This is a genomic window from Arcobacter ellisii (assembly GCF_003544915.1).
GTDB classification, from domain to species: Bacteria; Campylobacterota; Campylobacteria; order Campylobacterales; family Arcobacteraceae; genus Aliarcobacter; species Aliarcobacter ellisii.
In genome coordinates this window covers 2,597,680-2,617,462 of record NZ_CP032097.1, presented here as the reverse complement: position 1 = coordinate 2,617,462, position 19,783 = coordinate 2,597,680, and the positions used below count along the sequence as shown (strand labels likewise).

Genomic DNA, 19,783 nt, shown 5'->3' with positions numbered 1-19,783 from the left:
CTCTTTATATTCTTCAACGTTATTGTAATAATCTCAATACATTTTGCTGTACAGCATTTGCTTGGCTGATTGCATAAGAACCAGCTTGAGAAATAATGTTTTGTTTGTTGAAGTTTGCAGATTCTTGTGCATAATCAACATCTCTAATAATAGACTCTGCCGCCTTTACGTTAGTAGACTGAGTCATCAAGTTTCTAACAGCAGATTCAACTTGATTTTGGGTAGAACCAATATCTCCTCTATAACCATTTAATTTTGAGATGGCATCATCAACTGATTTTTGTGTAGCTGAGATAATAGTTTTTCCAAAATTAGTTTTAATCGCCCCTGCAGTTGTAGCGGCTGCAGCACTAACCTTTGTTTTAAGTGTAGTTAATTTAAGACCTGTTGTATTAGCTTGAATAGTTTTAGTTTTAATTAAATCTTGTCTATCTTCACCAACTTGGAAAGATAATCCTTTTTGCCCTTGAGCACTTCCCCTACCTGCTTGTAGCAAACTTGTTCCATTATAATTTGTTTGTTTAGCAATATTATTTAACTGATCTAAAAGTTTATTAACATCCTTTGCAATAGATAATTTACCATCATTAGAAGTAGTATCTGTATTTGCTTGAATTAATTTAGCCTTTATTGTATCTAAAATGTTTGATTGTTCAGCCATTGATTTATCAGCGATTTGTAATAAAGAAACAACAGAGTTACCATTTGCAATACCTTGATTAATTGATGTTGCCTGAGTTCTTAATTTATCTGCAATTGCAAGACCAGAAGCATCATCAGAAGCTTTGTTTATTCTAAGACCAGTAGAAAGTTTTTCCAACGAATTAGTTAAAGTTTTAGTTGTATTTTGTGCAGCTTCTTGAGCTGTTAAAGATGAAACGTTTGTATTAATTCTCATAATAAATCCTTTTTAATTATGACACATTGTGACCTAATGAAATTAAATCACAGCCTACAACATTCTTGTATCACCAAGCATAGAGAGGAAAGTTTTTCATCTCTTCGGAATCCATTGATCCCTAATCTTTATATTGAAATTATGACACTGCATTTCTTAAAATTAGATTAAATTATCTAATCTTTTTCAAAATTACACCACTTTCAATATGATTTGTAAAAGCAAATTGATCAAATAGTGCAAATCTTACGATTTCATGGGTTTTTGTTAACTCTTCTAAGTCTCTATGTAAAGTTTCTGGATTACATGAAATATAGATAATGTTAGGAAAATCTTTTGCTAAAGCTCTTGTTGTATCATCAAGACCTGAACGTGGTGGGTCCATAAAAATAGTGTCAAATTCATAATCATCTAAATTTATATCTTTTAATCTATTAAAAGCTCTTACTTTATTTAATCCTTGAACAAACTCTTCAGCACTCATTCGAATGAAGCTAATAGTTGAAATATCATTTAACTTACAGTTTCTTAAAGCTGATTTTATAGAAGTTTTTGAAATTTCTGTAGCTAAAACTTTTCTAAATTTTGTAGATAAAGGAATTGTAAAATTTCCACCACCACAATATAACTCACATAAATCTTTTGATGAAGCTTGAGTGTTATTTAAAACCCATTGAATCATTTGAATATTTACTTTTGTATTTGGTTGAGTAAAACCATTTTCTTCATAAGCAAAAAAGAAATCTTGATTAGCAATATTTAAAGTTTCATTTATATAATCATTTGTTAAAACAATTTTTTGTTTTCTACTTCTTCCTATGATTTTTATGTTTAATTTTTGTTCAATTTCTTTTGCTTTTGTTAGCCAACTCTCTTCAAGTTTTTTATGATAAATCAAAGTTACCAACATATCATTTGTTGAACTTCCCAAAAATTCAACGGCAAAAAGTTTATAAGAGAGTTCTAAATCACTTTCTAACTTAGTTATAAGTTTTGGCATAAGCTCTTTTATATGAGGGCTTACCATTTCACATGAATCAATTTTTAAGATATTTTTTTTGAAGTCATTCATAGCATAAGATAAAATCTCATTTCCATCTGCATCTTTTTCCCACCAAATTCTAAACTCTGCACGATTTCTAAAATTTGACTCACTACTTTTGATAATATCAAATTCCATTGTTGTAAAGTTAGAAAATCTCTCTTTTTCCCTTTGAATTTTGTAGTTTAGTTGTTCTTCATAAGTTTTATCAAAAAGTGTACAAGATGCACAAATGCCAAAATATTTACAATTCATTAATGTCCTTCAGTTATTTAAACTTGTATTATATTCTATTGTATATAATACGCCTATGAAAGAAAATTGGCAAGAACAACTACAAACCTTATTAAACTGTGATTTAAAAACTTTATATCCATTAGCAAGAAGTCTAAATCGAAAACTAGAGTTTTATGTAGGACCTACAAATAGTGGGAAAACATATAATGCAATGCAAAAATTAAAAGAGGCAAATTCTGGACTTTATTTAGCACCTTTGCGACTTTTGGCACTTGAGGGATATGAGGATTTAAAAGAATCAAATATCAATGCTTCATTAATTACTGGTGAAGAACAAATGCTAAATGAAGAAGCAGCACATGTTTGTTCAACTATTGAAATGTTAGATTTTGATTTAGATGTGGATGTTGCTGTTATTGATGAAGTTCAAATGTTAGAAGATGCTGATAGGGGTTGGGCGTGGGTAAATGCGATTATTGGAGTTCCTGCTAAAAAAGTGATTATGACAGGAAGTGTAAACGCCCTTGATGCAATAAAAAGAATTGCAACTTATTTGGGTGAAGAGTTAGAAATCATAAAACATCAAAGAAAAAATGAGTTAAAAGTTTTACCCAAATGGACTCCTTTAGAAAAACTTGAAGATGGAACAGCCTTGATTGCATTTTCAAGAAGTGATGTTTTAAAATTAAAACAAAAACTGCAAAAGAAATACTCTGTTTCTGTTATTTATGGAAATTTATCTCCTGAAGTAAGACGAGATGAAGCAAAAAGATTTAGAGAGAAAAAAAGTCAAATCTTAATAGCAACAGATGCAATTGCTATGGGATTAAATCTTCCAATTAAAACTATTTTATTTACAACAGATGAAAAATTTGATGGAAAAAGTAGAAGAAAGATAACAGTTAATGAAATAGTTCAAATAGCAGGTCGAGCAGGAAGATATGGACATTTTGAAGCTGGTTATTTAGGTGCAACAAGAAGAGATGTTTTAGCTTATATTTCTCAAGAGTTTGAAGCCCCTATTAGAACTATAAAACCACCATTTAAAGTAAAAATAAATAATAATCAACTAGAAGCTTTAGCAAGTCACATAAAAACAAACTCTTTAACAAAAGTATTAAAATTTTTTGCTGATAATATGTATTTTTCAGGACCTTTTAGAGCTGCGAATATTTCATCTATGCTTGAAGCAGCAAAGATAGTTGATACACGATTTAATCTAAAACTTGAAGATAAATATCTTCTTGCACAAGCTCCAATTACTACAAAATCAACAATTATTTTACAAGCATATGAATCATATATTGCAAGTGTAATTAAAAAAAGAGTTTGTCATTATAAACCATCTATTACTTTGCCTAAAAAAGCAATCACTCAAAAAGATTTACTTTTGGTAGAAGATGAAGTTAAAAAAATCTCTTTGTATCTTTGGCTTTCATATAAAATGCCTGAACTTTTCCCTGACCACGATAAAGCTTATATTTTAAGAAATTCTTTTAATAGTTTTATTGAAAAATCTTTAAAAGGGAATTTGGTAGAGGAGGATAACTCTGAAAAAACTTTTAGAAAAAGAAAACCTTTTGGAGAAAAAAAAGAAACAGAAAGTAAAAAAAATTTCAAACCAAGAAGGCGAAAAACAATTTAATCAAAAATTAGCTAAAATGTATAGTTTAACAAAAGTCATAATATATAAAGGAATGTTTTAGTGTTTAATCTTTTTAAGGTAAATGAAGACCTTTTTTATAAAGAGTTATTCTCTGAAAATTTAGATGTAAATAAAATCCAAAGATATATAAATAGAGGTATTGATTTAAACAAAAAAGATGAAAAGGGAAGAACAGTCCTTTTTTCTTTATCTGCAAAAAAGAAATTAGACGCAATTAGAATCTTATTAAAGAATGGTGCTAATTTTTATATTGAAGACAACTATGGAAAAACTGTTTTAGATGATGCTTGTGAAAGAACTGATGGGATTATGGTTAGATTTTTCCTTGAAAATGGTTTTGACATAAATAGAAAAAATAGTTCAGGAAGAACTATTTTACAAGATATAGCTTTGCTTGCTAACTTAAGAATGTTCCAAATTCTAATGACATATAATCCAGATTTTAATATAAAAGATGGTTATGGAAAAACTGTTTTATTTGATGCTGTTGAAGGCGAAAATTTAACTATTTTAAAAGATGTTGTTAATAATTTAGATACTTTAAATACTTTAGATGAAAATTATCAAACAGCACTTTTCAGAGCAGTTTTAAAAGAAGATATAAATATTGCTCTAACTCTTATTTTAAATGGAGCAAATGTAAATTTTTTAGATAAAAATGGACAAAATATTCTTTTTAATGCTATTTTACAAGGTTCTAAAGCTATTCCATTAATAGAGCTTTTACTCAAAAAAAATATAAATATAAATCTTGTTGATAATTTTAATAAAAATATAATTGATGAACTTTTACATATAGTGGATTTACAAAAAAATGAACAAAAAGAGTTAGAGGGGAAATATAAACTTATCACTTCTGATAAGGATTATTTGCCTTTAGCACTTTTATTTATTGATAATGGTTTAGAAATAGATAAAATTCATGAAGATGGTAAAACTACATTACAAAGAGAAATAGAAAATAAAAATTTCTCAAATGCAGAATTTTTGATAAACTGTGGTGCAAATCTAAATTTTAGTGATGAAGATAATAAAAATATCATTTATAAAGAGATTTTAAAAGGTTATTCAAACTATAAAATGATAGATTTTTTAGTCTCTAAAGGTGCAAATCTTGACGCAAGAGATTTAGATGAAAGAAGTGTTGTTGATGATATAGTTGAGATAATTGCGATTAATAAAGGATTTAAAAAAGCAAATCCAAGATTGACTCTTTTGATAAAAGAGGATGAAAAATATGATGTTTTATTAAAAAAAATATTGAGTTATAGACCAAATATTGAAACTCAAAGATTAGATGGAAAAAATATTTTATTTGATATTGTTTTATACAATGATTTTGAGACATTAAGAACAATTATAAATTATGGTGTAAATCTGAATATAACTGATAAAAATGGTTGTACACCTTTGATGTATATGGTTGAAGAGGGTTTGAAATTAAAAGAAAAAAGAGAAAGAGAAGCTTTTATTGAAAGATTGGTTAATTTTTTAAAATATAGAGTAAATATTGATATCCAAGATAATGACGGAAGAACAGTAATTCATAAAGCTGTAATTGCAGATGATTTGGTTGTTGTTGAAAAACTTTTGACAAAAAAAGCTGATTTAACAATAAAAGATATTCATGGAAGAACAGCTCTTCATCATACTCAATGGCATGGAAATTATAAAATAGCAAGATGGCTTATCTCTGCTGGTGCTGATATGAATCAACCTGATAATTCAGGATTTACTTTATTAAATTATGCAGCAATTTTTGGTCATGCAAGATTGGTAATTGCTTTAGTTGCATCTGGAGTTTTAATGTATAATAGAAATCCAAAAAATAGAAAAGTTGCACAATTTTTCAAAGATAGAGAAAAAAATTTGGATAAATTATTAAGTGCAAATGTAAATGATAGTAAGATGAAAAATGCCTTGGAAGAGGTTGTTGAAAATTTAAAAAAAGAAGTAAATGAAGTATTAATTTAGAAGGAAAAAAATGTTTAATAAATCAATAATTATACTTGCAGCTGGGCAAGGAACTAGAATGAAATCAGATACTCCAAAGGTATTACATAAGATTTCTGGAAAACCAATGTTATATTATTCAATAAAAGAGGCTTTAAAATTAAGCGATGATATTACAGTGGTTTTATTTCATCAATTTGAAAAGGTAAAAGCTGAAATAGAAAAATATTTCACAAATATAAATTTTGTAATTCAAGACCATAAAAACTATCCAGGAACTGGTGGGGCTGTTATGGGAATTACTCCAAAATATGAAAAAGTTTTAGTTTTAAATGGAGATATGCCTTTAATTCAAGCAAGTGAGTTGGAAAAATTTGAAATTGATGCGACAATTGTTATGTCAGTTTTAGAATTAGATAGTGCTGATGGTTATGGAAGAGTAATTATTGAAAATGGTAATGTTAAAAAAATAGTTGAACAAAAAGATGCAACACCTGAAGAGTTAGCAATAACAACTGCAAATGCAGGGATTTATCAATTTGAAACAAAATTTTTACTTGAAAATCTTCCAAAATTAGACAATAACAATGCACAAAAAGAGTACTACATCACAGATTTAGTTGAAATGGCAATAAATCAAGGATTAGTTTTAAAACCTCTTGTTGTAAATGAAGAGAATTTCAAAGGTGTAAATTCAAAAGTAGAACTAGCTGATGCTGAAGTAATTCACCAAAATAGAATTAAAAAAGAGTTTATGAAAGCTGGTGTAATCATGAGATTGCCTGATACTATTTATATAGAAGAAGGCGTTGAAATTGAAGGTGAATCTATCATTGAAAATGGTGTTAGTTTACTTGGAAATTCAAAAATTATAAACTCTCATATCAAAACAAACTCTGTTGTTGAAGACTCAATCGTAAAAGATAGTGATGTTGGACCAATGGGAAGAATTAGACCAGGAAGTGAATTAAATAAAACTCACATAGGAAACTTTGTTGAGACAAAAAAAGCTATTTTAAATGGAGTAAAAGCAGGTCATTTATCATATCTTGGTGATTGTTCAATAGATGAGGGAACAAATATTGGATGTGGAACAATTACTTGTAATTATGATGGAGTGAATAAACATCAAACAATAATTGGAAAAAATGTTTTTGTTGGAAGTGATACACAGTTTGTTGCTCCAGTTAATATTGAAGATGATGTTCTAATAGGAGCTGGTTCAACAGTTACTGGAAATGTTAAAAAAGGTGAGTTATATCTTACACGTGCAAAAGCAAAAACTATTGATGGTTATTTTTATAAACATTTTTCAAGTAAAAAGAAGTAAATAATGCTTTTAAAAAATAAAAAAATATTGGTTGGGGTTACAGGTTCAATTGCTATTTATAAAACTTTGGAACTAATTAGACTTTATGTAAAAGCAGGTGCACAAGTTAGAGTTATTATGACAGATGGTGCAAAAAAGTTTATAAATCCAATTACCTTTGAAGCAATTTCACAAAATAGAGTTTTAGATGAAAGTAGTGAAAATTGGGACAAAACTCAAGATTATAATCACATAGATATTGGAAAATGGTCTGATATTTTTGTGATTGCACCAGCGAGCGCTAATACAATAAATGCTTTAGCAAATGGTTTAGGAAATAATTTACTTTTACAAACTGCGCTTGCATATCCAAGAATCAAATTAATCTCTCCAGCAGCTAATACAAATATGCTAAAAAATCCTATAACTCAAGCAAGTCTTAAAATGCTAAAACTTTGTAATTATGAGATTATCTCTTCACAAACAAAAGAGTTAGTTTGTAAAGATGTTGGTGATGGTGCAATGGCCGACCCTGTTGATATTTTTGATGCTACTTGTAAAGAGTTACTAAAAGATGAGTATTGGATAAATAGAAGAGTTGTTTTAAGTGGTGGTGGAACAGTCGAGAAAATTGATGATGTTAGATATCTTTCAAATTTTTCTTCTGGAAAAATGGCTTCAAATTTGGCAAAGGCTTTATATTATAAAGGTGCAGATGTTTGTTTGATAAGCACTAGAGGTTATGAAAATTTACCAAAAGATATTCATCTAATAAAAGTTCAAAGTTCAAATGAAATGTATGAATATTTGGTTGATTCTCTTAGAGTTGCTAAAAAAGGAGTTCTTACAAAACCAACTTTGATGGATAATTCAACTCCAACTTTGATATTAAAAAAACCATTTTTATTTATGGTAGCAGCAGTTAGTGATTATGTTCCAGCCTTTCCCCAAGAAGGAAAATTAAAAAAAGAGTTGATTGGAACTTCTTGGAGTTTAGAGTTAAAACAAAATATGGATATTTTAAAATCACTTGATAAAGAGGGGATTGTATCGATTGGTTTTAAAGCTGAAATGGATGAAACAACAGCAATGAACAGTGCCTCAAGAATGTTAGAAAATAAAAATCTTGATGGAGTTTGTCTGAATATTTTAAATGAAGAAAATAGTTTTGGAAGTGAAAATAACAATATAGAACTGATTTTAAAAAATAGTTCTTATGAGTTTAAAGGAACAAAGTTAGAAGTTTCATTAAATATTTTAGAAAAATTACAAGATGAGTTTAATCAATATGAGTGATATAAATATTCCTTCACATATTGCTATTATTATGGATGGAAATGGAAGATGGGCAAAAGAGAGAGGTTTAAATCGAACAGCAGGACATGAAGAGGGTGCTAAAACGGTTCGAAAAATTACTTCATATTGTGCAGATATAAAAGTTAAATATCTGACTTTATATGCATTTTCAACAGAAAATTGGCAAAGACCAAAACTTGAAGTTGAGTTTTTGATGAAATTACTTGATAAATATTTAAAAAATGAGTTAAATGTTTATTTAGAAAATAATATTAGATTTAAAGCTATAGGTGATTTAAGTAGATTTTCAAAAGCTTTACAAAAAACTATAAAAGAGACAGAAGAAAAGACTTCAAAATGTAGTGGTTTAACTCAAGTTTTAGCTTTAAACTATGGTTCAAAAGATGAAATAATACGAGCCATAAAAAAGTTAAATACTTTAAATCTTGAAGTTACGGAAGAAAATTTAGAATCTTGTCTTGATACAGCAGGAATGCCAGATGTTGATATTTTAATTCGTACAAGTGGAGAGGTGCGACTCTCTAACTACTTATTATGGCAAAATGCTTATGCAGAGATGTTTTTTACAAAAACTTATTGGCCTGATTTTAATGAAGCTGAACTAGATGATATTTTAAGTGATTTTACAAAAAGAGAGAGAAGATTTGGAGGTATTTAGTTTTATTTTTGGTGCTTTTATTGGCTCATTTTTAAATGTTTTGATATTAAAACTTCCTTTAAATGAACCGATATTTACAAAAAATAGAAGTAAATGCCCCTCTTGTAATCATACAATTTTTTGGTATCACAATATTCCACTTCTTTCATATCTTTTTTTAAAAGCACATTGTGCTTATTGTGGAGTTAAAATTTCTAGTTTATATTTTATTGTAGAGTTAATTAGCGCAATTTTAACACTTTTTATTTTTTTAAAACTTGGATTTTCAAAAGAGTTTTTTTTGATGAGTTTATTGGTTTATGTGTTAATAGTTTTATCTTTTATAGATTTTAAATATAAAGCTGTACCTGATTATTTACTTTTGATAGTTTTGGTTTTATCATTTTTTGTAACAAATTTTTCTATTGCAGAAGCTTTGAAAAATGCTTTTTTATTTAGTGGAGCAGTTGTTTTATTAAATTTTATAGTTACATTTTATATTCAAAATATAAAATCAAAACTTTTAAAAGATGAAAGTTTAAAAACTCAAGTGGCTTTAGGTGAGGGAGATATTCCTATTATTGCAATGATTGGAGTAGTCTTAGGATCAACAGGTGGAATATTAGCTATATTTTTAGGTGCTTTTTTTGCTATAATACCTTCAATCTATTCAAATTTAGTAAAAAAAGATATTCAAACTCCATTTATTCCTTATTTAGTTTTAGGTTTTTTAACTGAATATTTTTTTAAATTAGAAACATTTATAAAGGTCCTTTATTGAAATTAAACCAATACTTATATTCTCAATTAGCAGTTACATTTTTTCCTATATTTTTAGGACTATTTTTTATTACTTCAATCGTTTTTTTAGTAAAAATCGCTTCTTTAACATCTGTAATTACAATGGATTTTTTTGAATTATTTAAACTTTATGCTTATGTAATTCCTCAAATTATATTTTATACTATGCCAATATCTTTTTTTATCTCATTGGTTATTACTTTAGCAAAACTTGCAAGTGAGTATGAATTAACAGTTATTACATCATTTGGACTAAATCCTGTAAAAATTTTAAAAGTTTTTTTACCTATAACTTTTTTATTATCGATTTTACTTTTGATTATTTCAGTAGGATTAATTCCAAAAACGAAGTTCTTAACAAAACAATTTTTAGATGTAAAAACAAAAGAAGCAAATTTCAATATAAAAGCTAGTGAATTTGGACAAAAGTTTGGAGATTGGCTTATATATATTAGTGGAAAAGATGATAAAGTTTATGAAGATGTAAAACTATTTAAAACTGATAAAAAAAACGACCAATTTATAGTTAGTGATACAGCGATTTTAAACAATGATAACGGAAGTCTTAGTTTTAAATTATTAAATGGAAAAGCTTTTATTATTGATGAAAAAGAGTTTAATCAAATCGATTATGAATCAATGTATATAAACGATTCAATAGCTGATAGTAAAATAGGAATTTTTACAAATACATATGAATATTGGAAAAATAATATCAAAAAGAATATTGATATTGATGATTTAACATTTTTTATTTTAACTTCACTTTTTCCACTAATTTCACTATTTTTAGTGATTACTTTTGGATATTTTAATCCAAGATATGAAAAAAATAGAGCAGTTCTTTTCTCTTTAGTAGCGGTTGTTTTATATTATGTTTTAATAAAAGCAATTGGAGATAAAATACTTTTACATGCTTTATATGTAATTCCAACTATTTGGCTAATTGGAACTTATATTTTATACTCTAAAACAATCAAAAAAGAGTATTAAATTTTATGAATCTAAAATTTACTGTTGCTTATGATGGAAGCCTTTATTTAGGAAGTCAAAAGCAACCAAATAAAAATACAATTGAAGATGAACTTCTAAAAGCTTTTAAAACTCTAAACATAGAAACTTCTATTGTTTTAAGTGGAAGAACTGATAAAGAAGTTCACGCAACAGGGCAAGTTTTTAACTGTATAATTCCAGATTTTTGGACAGATTTTTTTAAACTACAAGAGATTTTAAATAAAAGATTACCTAGTTCTATACAAATTAGACATATAGTAAAAGTAGATGAAAATTTTCACTCAAGATTTCATGCAAAAAAGAGAGTTTATAGATATTTAATCACCACAAAACCAACAACTCCATTTAATGATAAATTTATTACTTATGTAAAAAGTGTAGATGAAAAACTTTTAAAAGAAGCAATAAAAGAGTTTATCGGTGTTTATGATTTTAAATATTTTCATAAAACAGGAAGTGATAAAGATATAACAATAAGAGAAATATTTGAAACAGCTTTTTATAAACATAAAGATATTTATGTTTTTAAATTTGTTGCAAACTCTTATTTACGTTCGCAAATTAGATTGATGGTTGGATTTTTATTGGCAATTAATGATAAAAAGTTAACTATTGAAGATTTAAAAAAACAGTTAAGATGTGAGAAAAATATATTTAAAATACCTATTAAAGCAAATGGATTGTATTTAGCTAAAATTAAATATTAAGGGTAAAAATGTTTTTTAAAAAAAAGAAGTTTTATACACTTTTAGATATAAAAAATAAGATAATTTATACCCCTTTAATATTTGTTTTAATACTTTCTATTATCTCATTTATCTCTATTTTTTTATTTTTAGAATATGAGAAAAAGAATAGAATAAATACGCTTATTCAAAATGAAAATTTTTATAAAAACGATGTTTTAAAAACTTATATTTCAAGTATTAAATACAATACAAGTGTAAATTTTGATGATATAGAAAATGATTTAAGTAACTCAATTTATGAGATTATTGGATTTATAAAAGCAAATCTAAAAGCTGGAAACTCTTTTAATATGAGTTTTTTAGAGCCATATTTAAAACAAATAGAAAAAGAGAAAAATATAAATTTTTTACTTTTTGATAATATAAATTACAAATTATTACATGGTGAAAAACTTCTAAATAGTCTAACTGAACTTACAAATTCTGAAAATAGAACTGCAAAATTCAAATATTATATGCTAAGAAATATTGAATATATTGGCGATAATAATCTAATGTATAGTATTGATAATCAAAAAAGAAGTATTCAATTAAGTTACATAAAATATATTGATTTCTTAAATATTTATATTGGGGCATATTCAAAAATTGATGATATGAAAGTTCTTACAAAAAAAGCAATTCTTGATTCCATAATTGCAAAAAGTAAAACTTTGAACAATTCACATTTTTATTTTTATGATGTTCATGAAAATAGTGTATTCAATTATAAAATGAGTGGAAAAATCCAAAACATAGAAGAAATAGATGATTTTAAAGAGAAAAGTTCAAATGATTTTTCATATACATTTCCTAAATATCAATACAAAATTTTTATAAGAACAAATGAAAATAATCAAGAGAAGAAAAAAATTGAAGAGGAGTATGAAACAAAACTTATAGGTTTTTATCTTTTAGTTACTTTTATTGCTTTATTACTTATTACCTCTTTTAATATTTTTGGAAAATTTATAAACACAATTTTTAATAGATATAACAAAAGATTAGAGAGAAAGAATTTTTTATTTAAAAAGTGGAAAGAGAGATATGAACTTGCCATTATTGCTTCAAATGATGGTTTGTGGGATATGGATTTAGAGACAAAAAAAATCTTTTTTTCAAATAAATGGCTTGAAATGTTTGGATACAAAAGAAATGATATTCAAACTTTTGATGAATGGTTAAGTTTAATCCATGAAGATGATAAACAACGAGTTTTAGATGAGTTTGAAAGACATATAAATAAACAAAGTGAACATTTTATTTGTGAATATAGATTAAAAGATAAATGGAATAATTTTAAATGGATTTTGGTTAGAGGAAAAGAGTTTAATTCAAATAGAATTTTGATGATGTCAATGAATATTGATGAAAGGATTAAATTAACAAAAGAGTTAAGAGATGTTGAATTATTAACTGAATATGGAAGAATAGTTGTTTTTAGATGGGAAAATGATGAAAACCTAACTGTAAAATTTGTTTCAAAAAGTATTAATGGTTATGGGTATGAAGTAAATGATTTTGAAAATAAAAAGAACTTTTTTAATTTTGTTTATAAAGATGATGTAAAACCATTAAAAGAGATTATCAAAAAAGCTATACAAGATGATAAAGACTCTTTTAACTATATTTATAGAGTTTTAGATAAAAAGAATAATATAAAATGGGTTTATACAAGAGCTATTTTAATTAAAGATGATTATTCAAATGTAATAGGTTTTTATGGTTACTTAAATGATGTTACAAAACTTAAAATGAATGAAGAGGAACTAAAACAAAAAGTTCAACAACAACTTGAAAAAAATCTTGAAAAAGATAGATTATTAGTTCAACAAAATAAACTAGCTTCAATGGGAGAAATGCTTGGAAATATTGCCCATCAATGGAGACAACCACTAAATAATATAAATCTTTTAATCTATTATATCCGTGATTCTTATGGATTAATCTCAAAAGAAGAGTTAAATGAAACAATAAAAAATGCAAAATTACAAATAGATTTTATGTCTCAAACTATTGATGATTTTAGGAATTTTTATAAACCTTCAAAAGAGAAAAAACTATTTAATATAAAAGATTCAATTATTCAAAGTTCAAAAATTGTCAAATCCTCTTTGGAAAGAAATTCAATTGAGTTGAAAATTGAAGCAATAGAGATTGAAATAGAAAATTATGAAAATGAGTTTGAACAAGTAATAGTTAATATTTTAAATAATGCAATTGATGCAAAAATTATAAAAGATAAAACTACAAAATTTAAAGCAAAAATAGAGATAAAAATTTATAAAGAAAATGAAAATATATTTATCTCTATTTTTAATAATTGTGGAAATATAGATGAAACAATAATTGAAAGAATTTTTGAACCATATTTTACAACTAAATTTGAAAATCAAGGAACAGGAATAGGACTTTATATGACAAAAGTAATCATAGAAAAGAATATGAAAGGTAAAATCGAAGCAACAAATAAAGATGATGGAGTAGAGTTTCTAATAAAATTAAATGCTTAAAATCATTTTAGATATAATCAAATAGAATAATATATTTAAAAGAGAAGAAATGCAGAATTTTAAAACAAAAGTTTTATTAGTAGAAGATGAAGAATTAGCAAGAAAAACGTTGGCTTTTTATCTAAATACAATTTTTGATGAAGTTGTTGTTGCTTGTGATGGTGCTGATGCACTTGAAATTATTAAAAAAAGTTTTGATAAAAAAGAGAATTTTGATTTGATAATCACTGATTTGAATATGCCAAATGTAAATGGTATGCAGATGATAGATGAGATTTTAAAACTAATTCCTAATCAAAGATTTATAATTGTAAGTGCCCATAAAAACGAGGAAGATTTACTTAAACTAATTAATTTAAGAGTTAGTGGATATTTTGTAAAACCTTTAAATATTGATAATATGATGGAGATGCTTCAAAAAGCAAAAGAGGAAGTTCTTTTAGATAAACAACCAAAAATTCAAGAAAAAACAAATAAACTTTTAAAATTAAATAATAGTTATACTTTTGATTTAGAGACTAATAAATTGTATAACAAAGGAATAATAGTAAAACTTTCAAAAAAAGAGTCGGAAGTTTTAGAAATACTTATAGAAAATCTTGGTGTATTAATTTCAGTTGATAAATTTAAAGAATTGATTTGGAATGATATAACAATAAATGATTCTTCTTTTAGAACAGTTATGAAAAGATTAAAAGATAAAATAAAAGATGATGATTTTATAATTTCCCATAAAGGTTATGGATACATAATCGAAAAAGTCTTAGAAAAATAAAAGAGAAAATTCTCTTTTATTTTTTATATTAAAGCCTCTTTTTTTGCTCTTAGTTTTTGAATAAAATATAATCCACCAAGTATAGCAATACCAATTAAATATGAAATATAGTGATTTGTAACAAAAGGTAAATTTGCTTCAATTACTTTTGGTAAGAACATAAATGGAATTGGAACTAAGAACAGTAATCTTTCAATAATTGTTGTTTTAGTTACGCAATAACCAATCATTGCACAAGAAAATGCTATCATACCTATAAATGCTGTTGTGAAAATTACTGCAATTTCAAATGGATTTGTAATCCAAACCCAACCATGAGGATCACTTGGATTTAAAGGGTCAACTGCTGAAATCAATAATAACTCTGGATTAAAGAAGAACATAAATGGTAAAATTGCTGTTCTAATATTGTACATAAATCCAATTATTCCCGTTTTTATAGGGTCTGCTTTTGCAATACCAGCTGCTGCATAAGCTGCAAGTCCAACAGGTGGTGTAACATCAGCTAAGATACCAAAGTAGAAAACAAATAAATGGGCTGCAATTGCAGGAATTAAATAACCATTATCAGCAGCAAGTGTTAAAATAACAGGTGCCGTTAATGAAGCCATAACAATATAATTTGCAGTTGTTGGAAGTCCCATTCCTAAAATCAATGAAATTAAAGCTGCTAAAATTAGAATTGCAAAAATATTACCATTTGATAATGTTTCAACAACATCAAGTAAAACTTGTCCTAATCCTGTAAGTGTAATTGAACCAACAACAATCCCAGCTAATGCAGTTGCAATTGCAATTGGAATCATATTTTTAGCACCACTTATCATTCCAGCTAAAATATCAACAAATCCTGAAAGCCAAATCTCTTTTGTAATTTTTTCTTTTGCTAAAAAAGCTCTAAATGGATGTTGAACAACCATTAAAATCATTAAAAGCATAATTGCATTAAACGCAGCACTTGCAGCACTCTCTCTTAATACAACTAATGTATATAATAAGAAGAAAATAGGAATTAAATAGTGAATACCTTGTAAAAAAGTTTTTAATTTTTCAGGTAAATCCTCTTTTTTTAGACCTTTTAAACCTAATTTTAAAGCTTCAAGATGAACTATATAAAATAGAGCAAAATAAGAAACAAATGCAGGAATAAAGGCACTAATTACAACATCTGTATATGCCATACCTAAAAATTCTGCCATAATAAAAGCAGCAGCTCCCATAATTGGTGGCATTAATTGTCCAATAGTTGAACCAGCAACTTCAACAGCACCTGCTTGTTCAGGTTTAAATCCCGTTCTTTTCATAAGTGGAATTGTAAATGTTCCTGTTGTTACAGTATTTGCAATAGAACTTCCACTCATAATTCCCGTAAATCCAGAAGCAACAATAGCAGCTTTAGCTGGTCCTCCTCTATATTTCCCAAGCATAGAAAAAGCTAAATTAATAAAATATTCTCCAGCTCCTGCTTTATCTAAAAGTGAACCAAAAAGTACAAATAAAAATACAAATCCAGCAGATACTCCAAGAGGAACACCAAATATCCCTTCAGTTGTTAGATACATATGACCTGCAAGTTTATTTAAACTAGCACCTTTATGAACAATTAGTTCAGGCATATAAGGTCCAAGTAAATCATAAGCTAAAAAGAAAATTGCAATAACACTAAGTGCAAGTCCTAAAACTCTTCGACCTGCTTCAAGTAAAATAAATACAGCAATAATAGCCATTACAATATCTAAAGTTGTATAATCACCAGGTCTTAAAGCTAACTCTTCGTAAAAAAATGCAATATAACCAGCTGTTACTAAACCAACTGTTGCAAAGGTATAACCAAACCATCTAATTTTTAATAAAAAGTATGGTTTTTTTATCATAGGATAGATTAAAAATGCTAATACCATCGCAAAAGATAAGTGAATCGATCTTGATATTGTTGAGTTTGTCGGTTCAATAACAATATAAAGTTGATATAATGACCAAGCAAGAGCAATAATAGAGATAATCCAAAATTCATAATGTTCTCTTCCAAAAACTCTTTGTCCTTCCATCTCATTTAAAACAACTTCAGTCTCTTTTGCTTGTTCGACTTCTAGTTGGGAAATGTTATGGGGTTTTTCTTCGTAAATCGCCATAGATGTAAATCCTTTGTAGTTATAAAAATAGTTGTTCTCATACTTCATTCAAATAACTTTAAATGAAGTATAAAAAGATTTACTAAGGAGAAATTCCTTAGTAAAGTTATTTAATTAAACCAATTTCTTGGTAATATTTTTTTGCACCTTCATGTAAAGGAGCAGATAATCCTTCTAATAAAGACTCTTTTGTAATATTGCTATATGCTGGGTGTAATTGTTTAAATTCATCAAAGTTTTCTAAAATTGCTTTAACAACTGCATAAACTGCATTTGAACTTACATCATCACTTGTAACAAGAACAGCTTTTACACCAAATGTTGGAGTATCAACATCATTTCCTTTGTACATTCCACCAGGAACATTTGATTTTGCAAAATATGGATATTTTTTGATTAAAGAATCAACATTTGCACCTTCAATTGGAGTGATTTTTACATCAACAGAGTTTGAAGCATCTTTGATATTTGCAGTTGGGTGTCCAACCATATAAAAATATCCATCAATTTTATTATCTCTTAATGCATCTGGCATTTCAGAAGCTTTTAATGCACCTGCAAATTTTAAATCAGTTTTTTTGATTCCACTTTCATCAAATAAAGCTAAAGCTGTTGCTTCATTTCCACTTCCTGGATTTCCAAGGTTAATTCTTTTCCCTTTTACATCTACTAAAGAGTTGATATTTGCATCTTTTCTAGTAACTAAAGTAAGTAATTCAGGATAAATAGCCATAACAGATTTTAATTTAGGAATAGCAGCACCTTCAAAAGCACCTTCACCTTTACTTGCTTGATAAACAATATCAGATTGAACAATACCAAAATCTAATTCACCATTTTTAATAGTATTAACATTATAAACCGAACCACCAGTTGATTCAACAGAACATCTAAGTTTTGTCTCTTTTTTATATTGGTTTACTAATCTACAAATAGCTCCACCAGTTGGGTAATAAGTTCCTGTTACTCCACCTGTTCCAATAGTTACGAATTCAGCTCCAAAAGCTGGAATAGATAACATTCCAATTAAAGTAGCAGTAGCTATTTTTTTGCCATTAAATTTCATAATTTACTCTCCTTAATTTATTTTTTTTGTAAGTAAATGATTATATCAACAAAATATAACATTTGGTTTACAAATAATGTATAAATTATATATAAATTACATAAAAATTGCAAATATTTTATTTTAAAGATTAAAAATTTTCTAATTGATTGGGAAGATTTTATTTTTTTCTATAAATTTTTAATAATTCATAAAAAATACTTGACAAAAAAAGACTCAATAGGTTATAATTCTTTAGCAGTTTAAGATATAGAGTGCTAAAATTTAAAAGTGGTTGTTTTTATGATTGATAAAAAAGAGTTTTTATTACAATCTATTATTAAAGCTTACATAGAACATTTAGAGCCAATTGGTTCTACACAATTAAAATCTATGTACGATATTACTTATTCACCTGCAACTATTAGAGGTTACTTTAAAAAGCTAGGTGAAGAAGGGTATCTTGCACAAGAACATATAAGTAGTGGAAGAACACCAACAACTGAAGCTTTAAAACAGTATTGGCAATCAAAGCTGAGTTTTAAACTAAAGGGTATAAATTTAAGAGCTTTAGAATATTTTGCCTCAAATATTGGACTGTCTGTTTTTATAAAAAAAGAGAAAGCTGATAAATTAAGAAATATTTTAAATGTTGAAAATAGATATATGATATTAGAATTTTCTTCATTTGCTATAAATGTTAGATATTCAGATGCATTGTATAGATTTTTGAAAGATATGATAGATTTGGATTTAAAAGATATCATAAAAATCTCAAAAGATGTTGGTGCATATGAAGTTTATGAATCTATAAATCAGAGTTTACAAAATTCAGATTTTCAGATTTTTAATTATAAAGAGTTTTTAACATTAGCTTTAAATTACAATTTTGATGAATATACAATAAATAGCTTCTTAAAGGGTCATATTTTAGATGATTTAAAAGAAGGTTTATATTTTGAAAAATTATTACCAAATAATTATATAGGTATCTGTAATTATTGTAAAATAAACAATGAAGATGTAAAGATGTTAGTTGTTGGTGAATTACCAAAAGATTATGAATTTTTTTATGAAAAAATTACAACTTTTTAGGAGATAAATGTGAGTGAACAAACAAAAGAAGAATTAGTAGAACAAGAAACAGCTCAAGAAGAGACAACAACTGAAACAACAGAAGAAACAGTTTCAAAAGAAGAGAGTTTAGAAGAAAAAATTGCTAGACTTGAAGAAGAGTTAAAACAAAGTGAAGAGAAATATTTAAGAGTTCATGCGGACTTTGAAAATATTAAAAAAAGATTGGAGAGAGAAAAATATCAAGCAATTGATTATGCAAGTGAAAAATTTGCAAAAGATTTATTAACTCCAATTGATACACTTGAAATGGCTTTAGCTTCTGCAAATGCAGATATTGATGCTAGTGAATTATTAAGAAAATTAAAAGAAGGAATTGAACTTACTATTAAAAATTTCAATACTACTTTTGAAAAACATAATATTACAAAAGTTGAAACTGATGGAGAATTTGATCCAAATGTTCACAATGCAGTTATGCAAGTTGATAGTGAAAACCACGAATCTGGACAAATTGTTCAAGAGTTACAAAAGGGTTATAAATTAAAAGATAGACTTTTAAGACCTTCTATGGTTAGTATAGCTAACTAGTCTTAGTAATTTTCTGACCGTGATGTCATAAAACTAGATAGATTTGAAAAA

General features: G+C 26.6%; 16 protein-coding genes. 12 read left to right on the top strand and 4 right to left on the bottom strand.

All coding sequences use genetic code 11. The features are described 5' to 3' along the window. Window positions 1-19 precede the first annotated feature (19 nt). Window positions 20-898, bottom strand: coding sequence for a flagellin (locus AELL_RS13300; RefSeq protein WP_118918415.1), 879 nt, complete (start codon window positions 896-898; stop codon window positions 20-22). Between the two features lie 172 nt (window positions 899-1,070). Further along, window positions 1,071-2,195 carry a tRNA (uridine(54)-C5)-methyltransferase TrmA gene (gene trmA, locus AELL_RS13295; RefSeq protein ID WP_118918414.1) on the bottom strand — a complete coding sequence of 375 codons (1,125 nt, stop codon included), beginning with the start codon at window positions 2,193-2,195 and terminating at the stop codon, window positions 1,071-1,073. A 55-nt stretch (window positions 2,196-2,250) separates the two neighbouring features. On the opposite strand from trmA, the gene AELL_RS13290 reads away from it, so the two are divergent. From AELL_RS13290 to AELL_RS13245, 10 genes are read left to right on the top strand one after another with little or no spacing between them, the layout of a single operon-like run. Further along, window positions 2,251-3,822 (top strand): helicase-related protein, encoded by a 1,572-nt coding sequence (locus AELL_RS13290; RefSeq protein ID WP_118918666.1) that lies wholly within the window; start codon window positions 2,251-2,253, stop codon window positions 3,820-3,822. Window positions 3,823-3,882: 60 nt separating this feature from the next. Beyond that, window positions 3,883-5,817 carry an ankyrin repeat domain-containing protein gene (locus AELL_RS13285; protein ID WP_118918413.1) on the top strand — a complete coding sequence of 645 codons (1,935 nt, stop codon included), beginning with the start codon at window positions 3,883-3,885 and terminating at the stop codon, window positions 5,815-5,817. A 10-nt stretch (window positions 5,818-5,827) separates the two neighbouring features. After that, window positions 5,828-7,126 (top strand): bifunctional UDP-N-acetylglucosamine diphosphorylase/glucosamine-1-phosphate N-acetyltransferase GlmU, encoded by a 1,299-nt coding sequence (gene glmU, locus AELL_RS13280; protein ID WP_118918412.1) that lies wholly within the window; start codon window positions 5,828-5,830, stop codon window positions 7,124-7,126. A gap of 3 nt (window positions 7,127-7,129) precedes the next feature. After that, window positions 7,130-8,401, top strand: a complete 1,272-nt coding sequence (coaBC, locus tag AELL_RS13275) for a bifunctional phosphopantothenoylcysteine decarboxylase/phosphopantothenate--cysteine ligase CoaBC (protein WP_118918411.1) — start codon at window positions 7,130-7,132, stop codon at window positions 8,399-8,401. Beyond that, window positions 8,379-9,080, top strand: coding sequence for a di-trans,poly-cis-decaprenylcistransferase (locus AELL_RS13270; protein WP_118918410.1), 702 nt, complete (start codon window positions 8,379-8,381; stop codon window positions 9,078-9,080). Before coaBC ends, AELL_RS13270 begins: the two co-directional genes overlap by 23 nt. Continuing rightward, on the top strand, window positions 9,040-9,840 hold the full coding sequence (locus tag AELL_RS13265; RefSeq protein ID WP_226805994.1) for a prepilin peptidase: 801 nt from the start codon (window positions 9,040-9,042) through the stop codon (window positions 9,838-9,840). Before AELL_RS13270 ends, AELL_RS13265 begins: the two co-directional genes overlap by 41 nt. Then, window positions 9,837-10,853 (top strand): LptF/LptG family permease, encoded by a 1,017-nt coding sequence (locus tag AELL_RS13260; protein ID WP_118918408.1) that lies wholly within the window; start codon window positions 9,837-9,839, stop codon window positions 10,851-10,853. Before AELL_RS13265 ends, AELL_RS13260 begins: the two co-directional genes overlap by 4 nt. Window positions 10,854-10,858: 5 nt before the next feature. Continuing rightward, complete coding sequence (gene truA, locus AELL_RS13255; RefSeq protein ID WP_118918407.1) at window positions 10,859-11,581, top strand: tRNA pseudouridine(38-40) synthase TruA; 723 nt, start codon at window positions 10,859-10,861, stop codon at window positions 11,579-11,581. Window positions 11,582-11,589: 8 nt separating this feature from the next. After that, the gene (locus AELL_RS13250; RefSeq protein WP_118918406.1) at window positions 11,590-14,115 is read left to right on the top strand and encodes a PAS domain-containing sensor histidine kinase; all 2,526 of its coding nucleotides are present in this window, start codon (window positions 11,590-11,592) and stop codon (window positions 14,113-14,115) included. Window positions 14,116-14,164: 49 nt separating this feature from the next. Next, entirely contained in the window at window positions 14,165-14,890 is a 726-nt protein-coding gene (locus AELL_RS13245) for a response regulator transcription factor (RefSeq protein WP_118918405.1), read from the top strand. Between the two features lie 23 nt (window positions 14,891-14,913). On the opposite strand, the gene AELL_RS13240 is transcribed toward AELL_RS13245, so the two are convergent. Beyond that, entirely contained in the window at window positions 14,914-17,022 is a 2,109-nt protein-coding gene (locus AELL_RS13240) for a TRAP transporter permease (protein ID WP_118918404.1), read from the bottom strand. A 106-nt stretch (window positions 17,023-17,128) separates the two neighbouring features. After that, window positions 17,129-18,088, bottom strand: coding sequence for a TAXI family TRAP transporter solute-binding subunit (locus AELL_RS13235; RefSeq protein ID WP_192941201.1), 960 nt, complete (start codon window positions 18,086-18,088; stop codon window positions 17,129-17,131). A gap of 282 nt (window positions 18,089-18,370) precedes the next feature. Here AELL_RS13235 and AELL_RS13230 point away from each other — a divergent pair, with 282 nt between their 5' ends. Together AELL_RS13230 and grpE are read left to right on the top strand one after the other, a co-directional pair. Then, a complete protein-coding gene (locus tag AELL_RS13230) occupies window positions 18,371-19,162 on the top strand; it encodes a heat-shock protein (RefSeq protein ID WP_118918403.1) in 792 nt (263 codons plus the stop codon). A gap of 9 nt (window positions 19,163-19,171) precedes the next feature. Further along, entirely contained in the window at window positions 19,172-19,732 is a 561-nt protein-coding gene (gene grpE / locus AELL_RS13225; RefSeq protein WP_118918402.1) for a nucleotide exchange factor GrpE, read from the top strand. Window positions 19,733-19,783 lie beyond the last annotated feature (51 nt).

Bases quoted from the DNA above. Each gene is read 5' to 3' on its own strand.
- AELL_RS13300 (WP_118918415.1), bottom strand. From the start codon at position 898: ATGAGAATTAATACAAACGTTTCATCTTTAACAGCTCAAGAAGCTGCA.
- AELL_RS13245 (WP_118918405.1), top strand. From the start codon at position 14,165: ATGCAGAATTTTAAAACAAAAGTTTTATTAGTAGAAGATGAAGAATTA.
- AELL_RS13290 (WP_118918666.1), top strand. From the start codon at position 2,251: ATGAAAGAAAATTGGCAAGAACAACTACAAACCTTATTAAACTGTGAT.
- coaBC (WP_118918411.1), top strand. From the start codon at position 7,130: ATGCTTTTAAAAAATAAAAAAATATTGGTTGGGGTTACAGGTTCAATT.
- AELL_RS13240 (WP_118918404.1), bottom strand. From the start codon at position 17,022: ATGGCGATTTACGAAGAAAAACCCCATAACATTTCCCAACTAGAAGTC.
- AELL_RS13230 (WP_118918403.1), top strand. From the start codon at position 18,371: ATGATTGATAAAAAAGAGTTTTTATTACAATCTATTATTAAAGCTTAC.
- truA (WP_118918407.1), top strand. From the start codon at position 10,859: ATGAATCTAAAATTTACTGTTGCTTATGATGGAAGCCTTTATTTAGGA.
- AELL_RS13250 (WP_118918406.1), top strand. From the start codon at position 11,590: ATGTTTTTTAAAAAAAAGAAGTTTTATACACTTTTAGATATAAAAAAT.
- glmU (WP_118918412.1), top strand. From the start codon at position 5,828: ATGTTTAATAAATCAATAATTATACTTGCAGCTGGGCAAGGAACTAGA.
- AELL_RS13270 (WP_118918410.1), top strand. From the start codon at position 8,379: ATGAGTTTAATCAATATGAGTGATATAAATATTCCTTCACATATTGCT.
- trmA (WP_118918414.1), bottom strand. From the start codon at position 2,195: ATGAATTGTAAATATTTTGGCATTTGTGCATCTTGTACACTTTTTGAT.
- AELL_RS13235 (WP_192941201.1), bottom strand. From the start codon at position 18,088: ATGAAATTTAATGGCAAAAAAATAGCTACTGCTACTTTAATTGGAATG.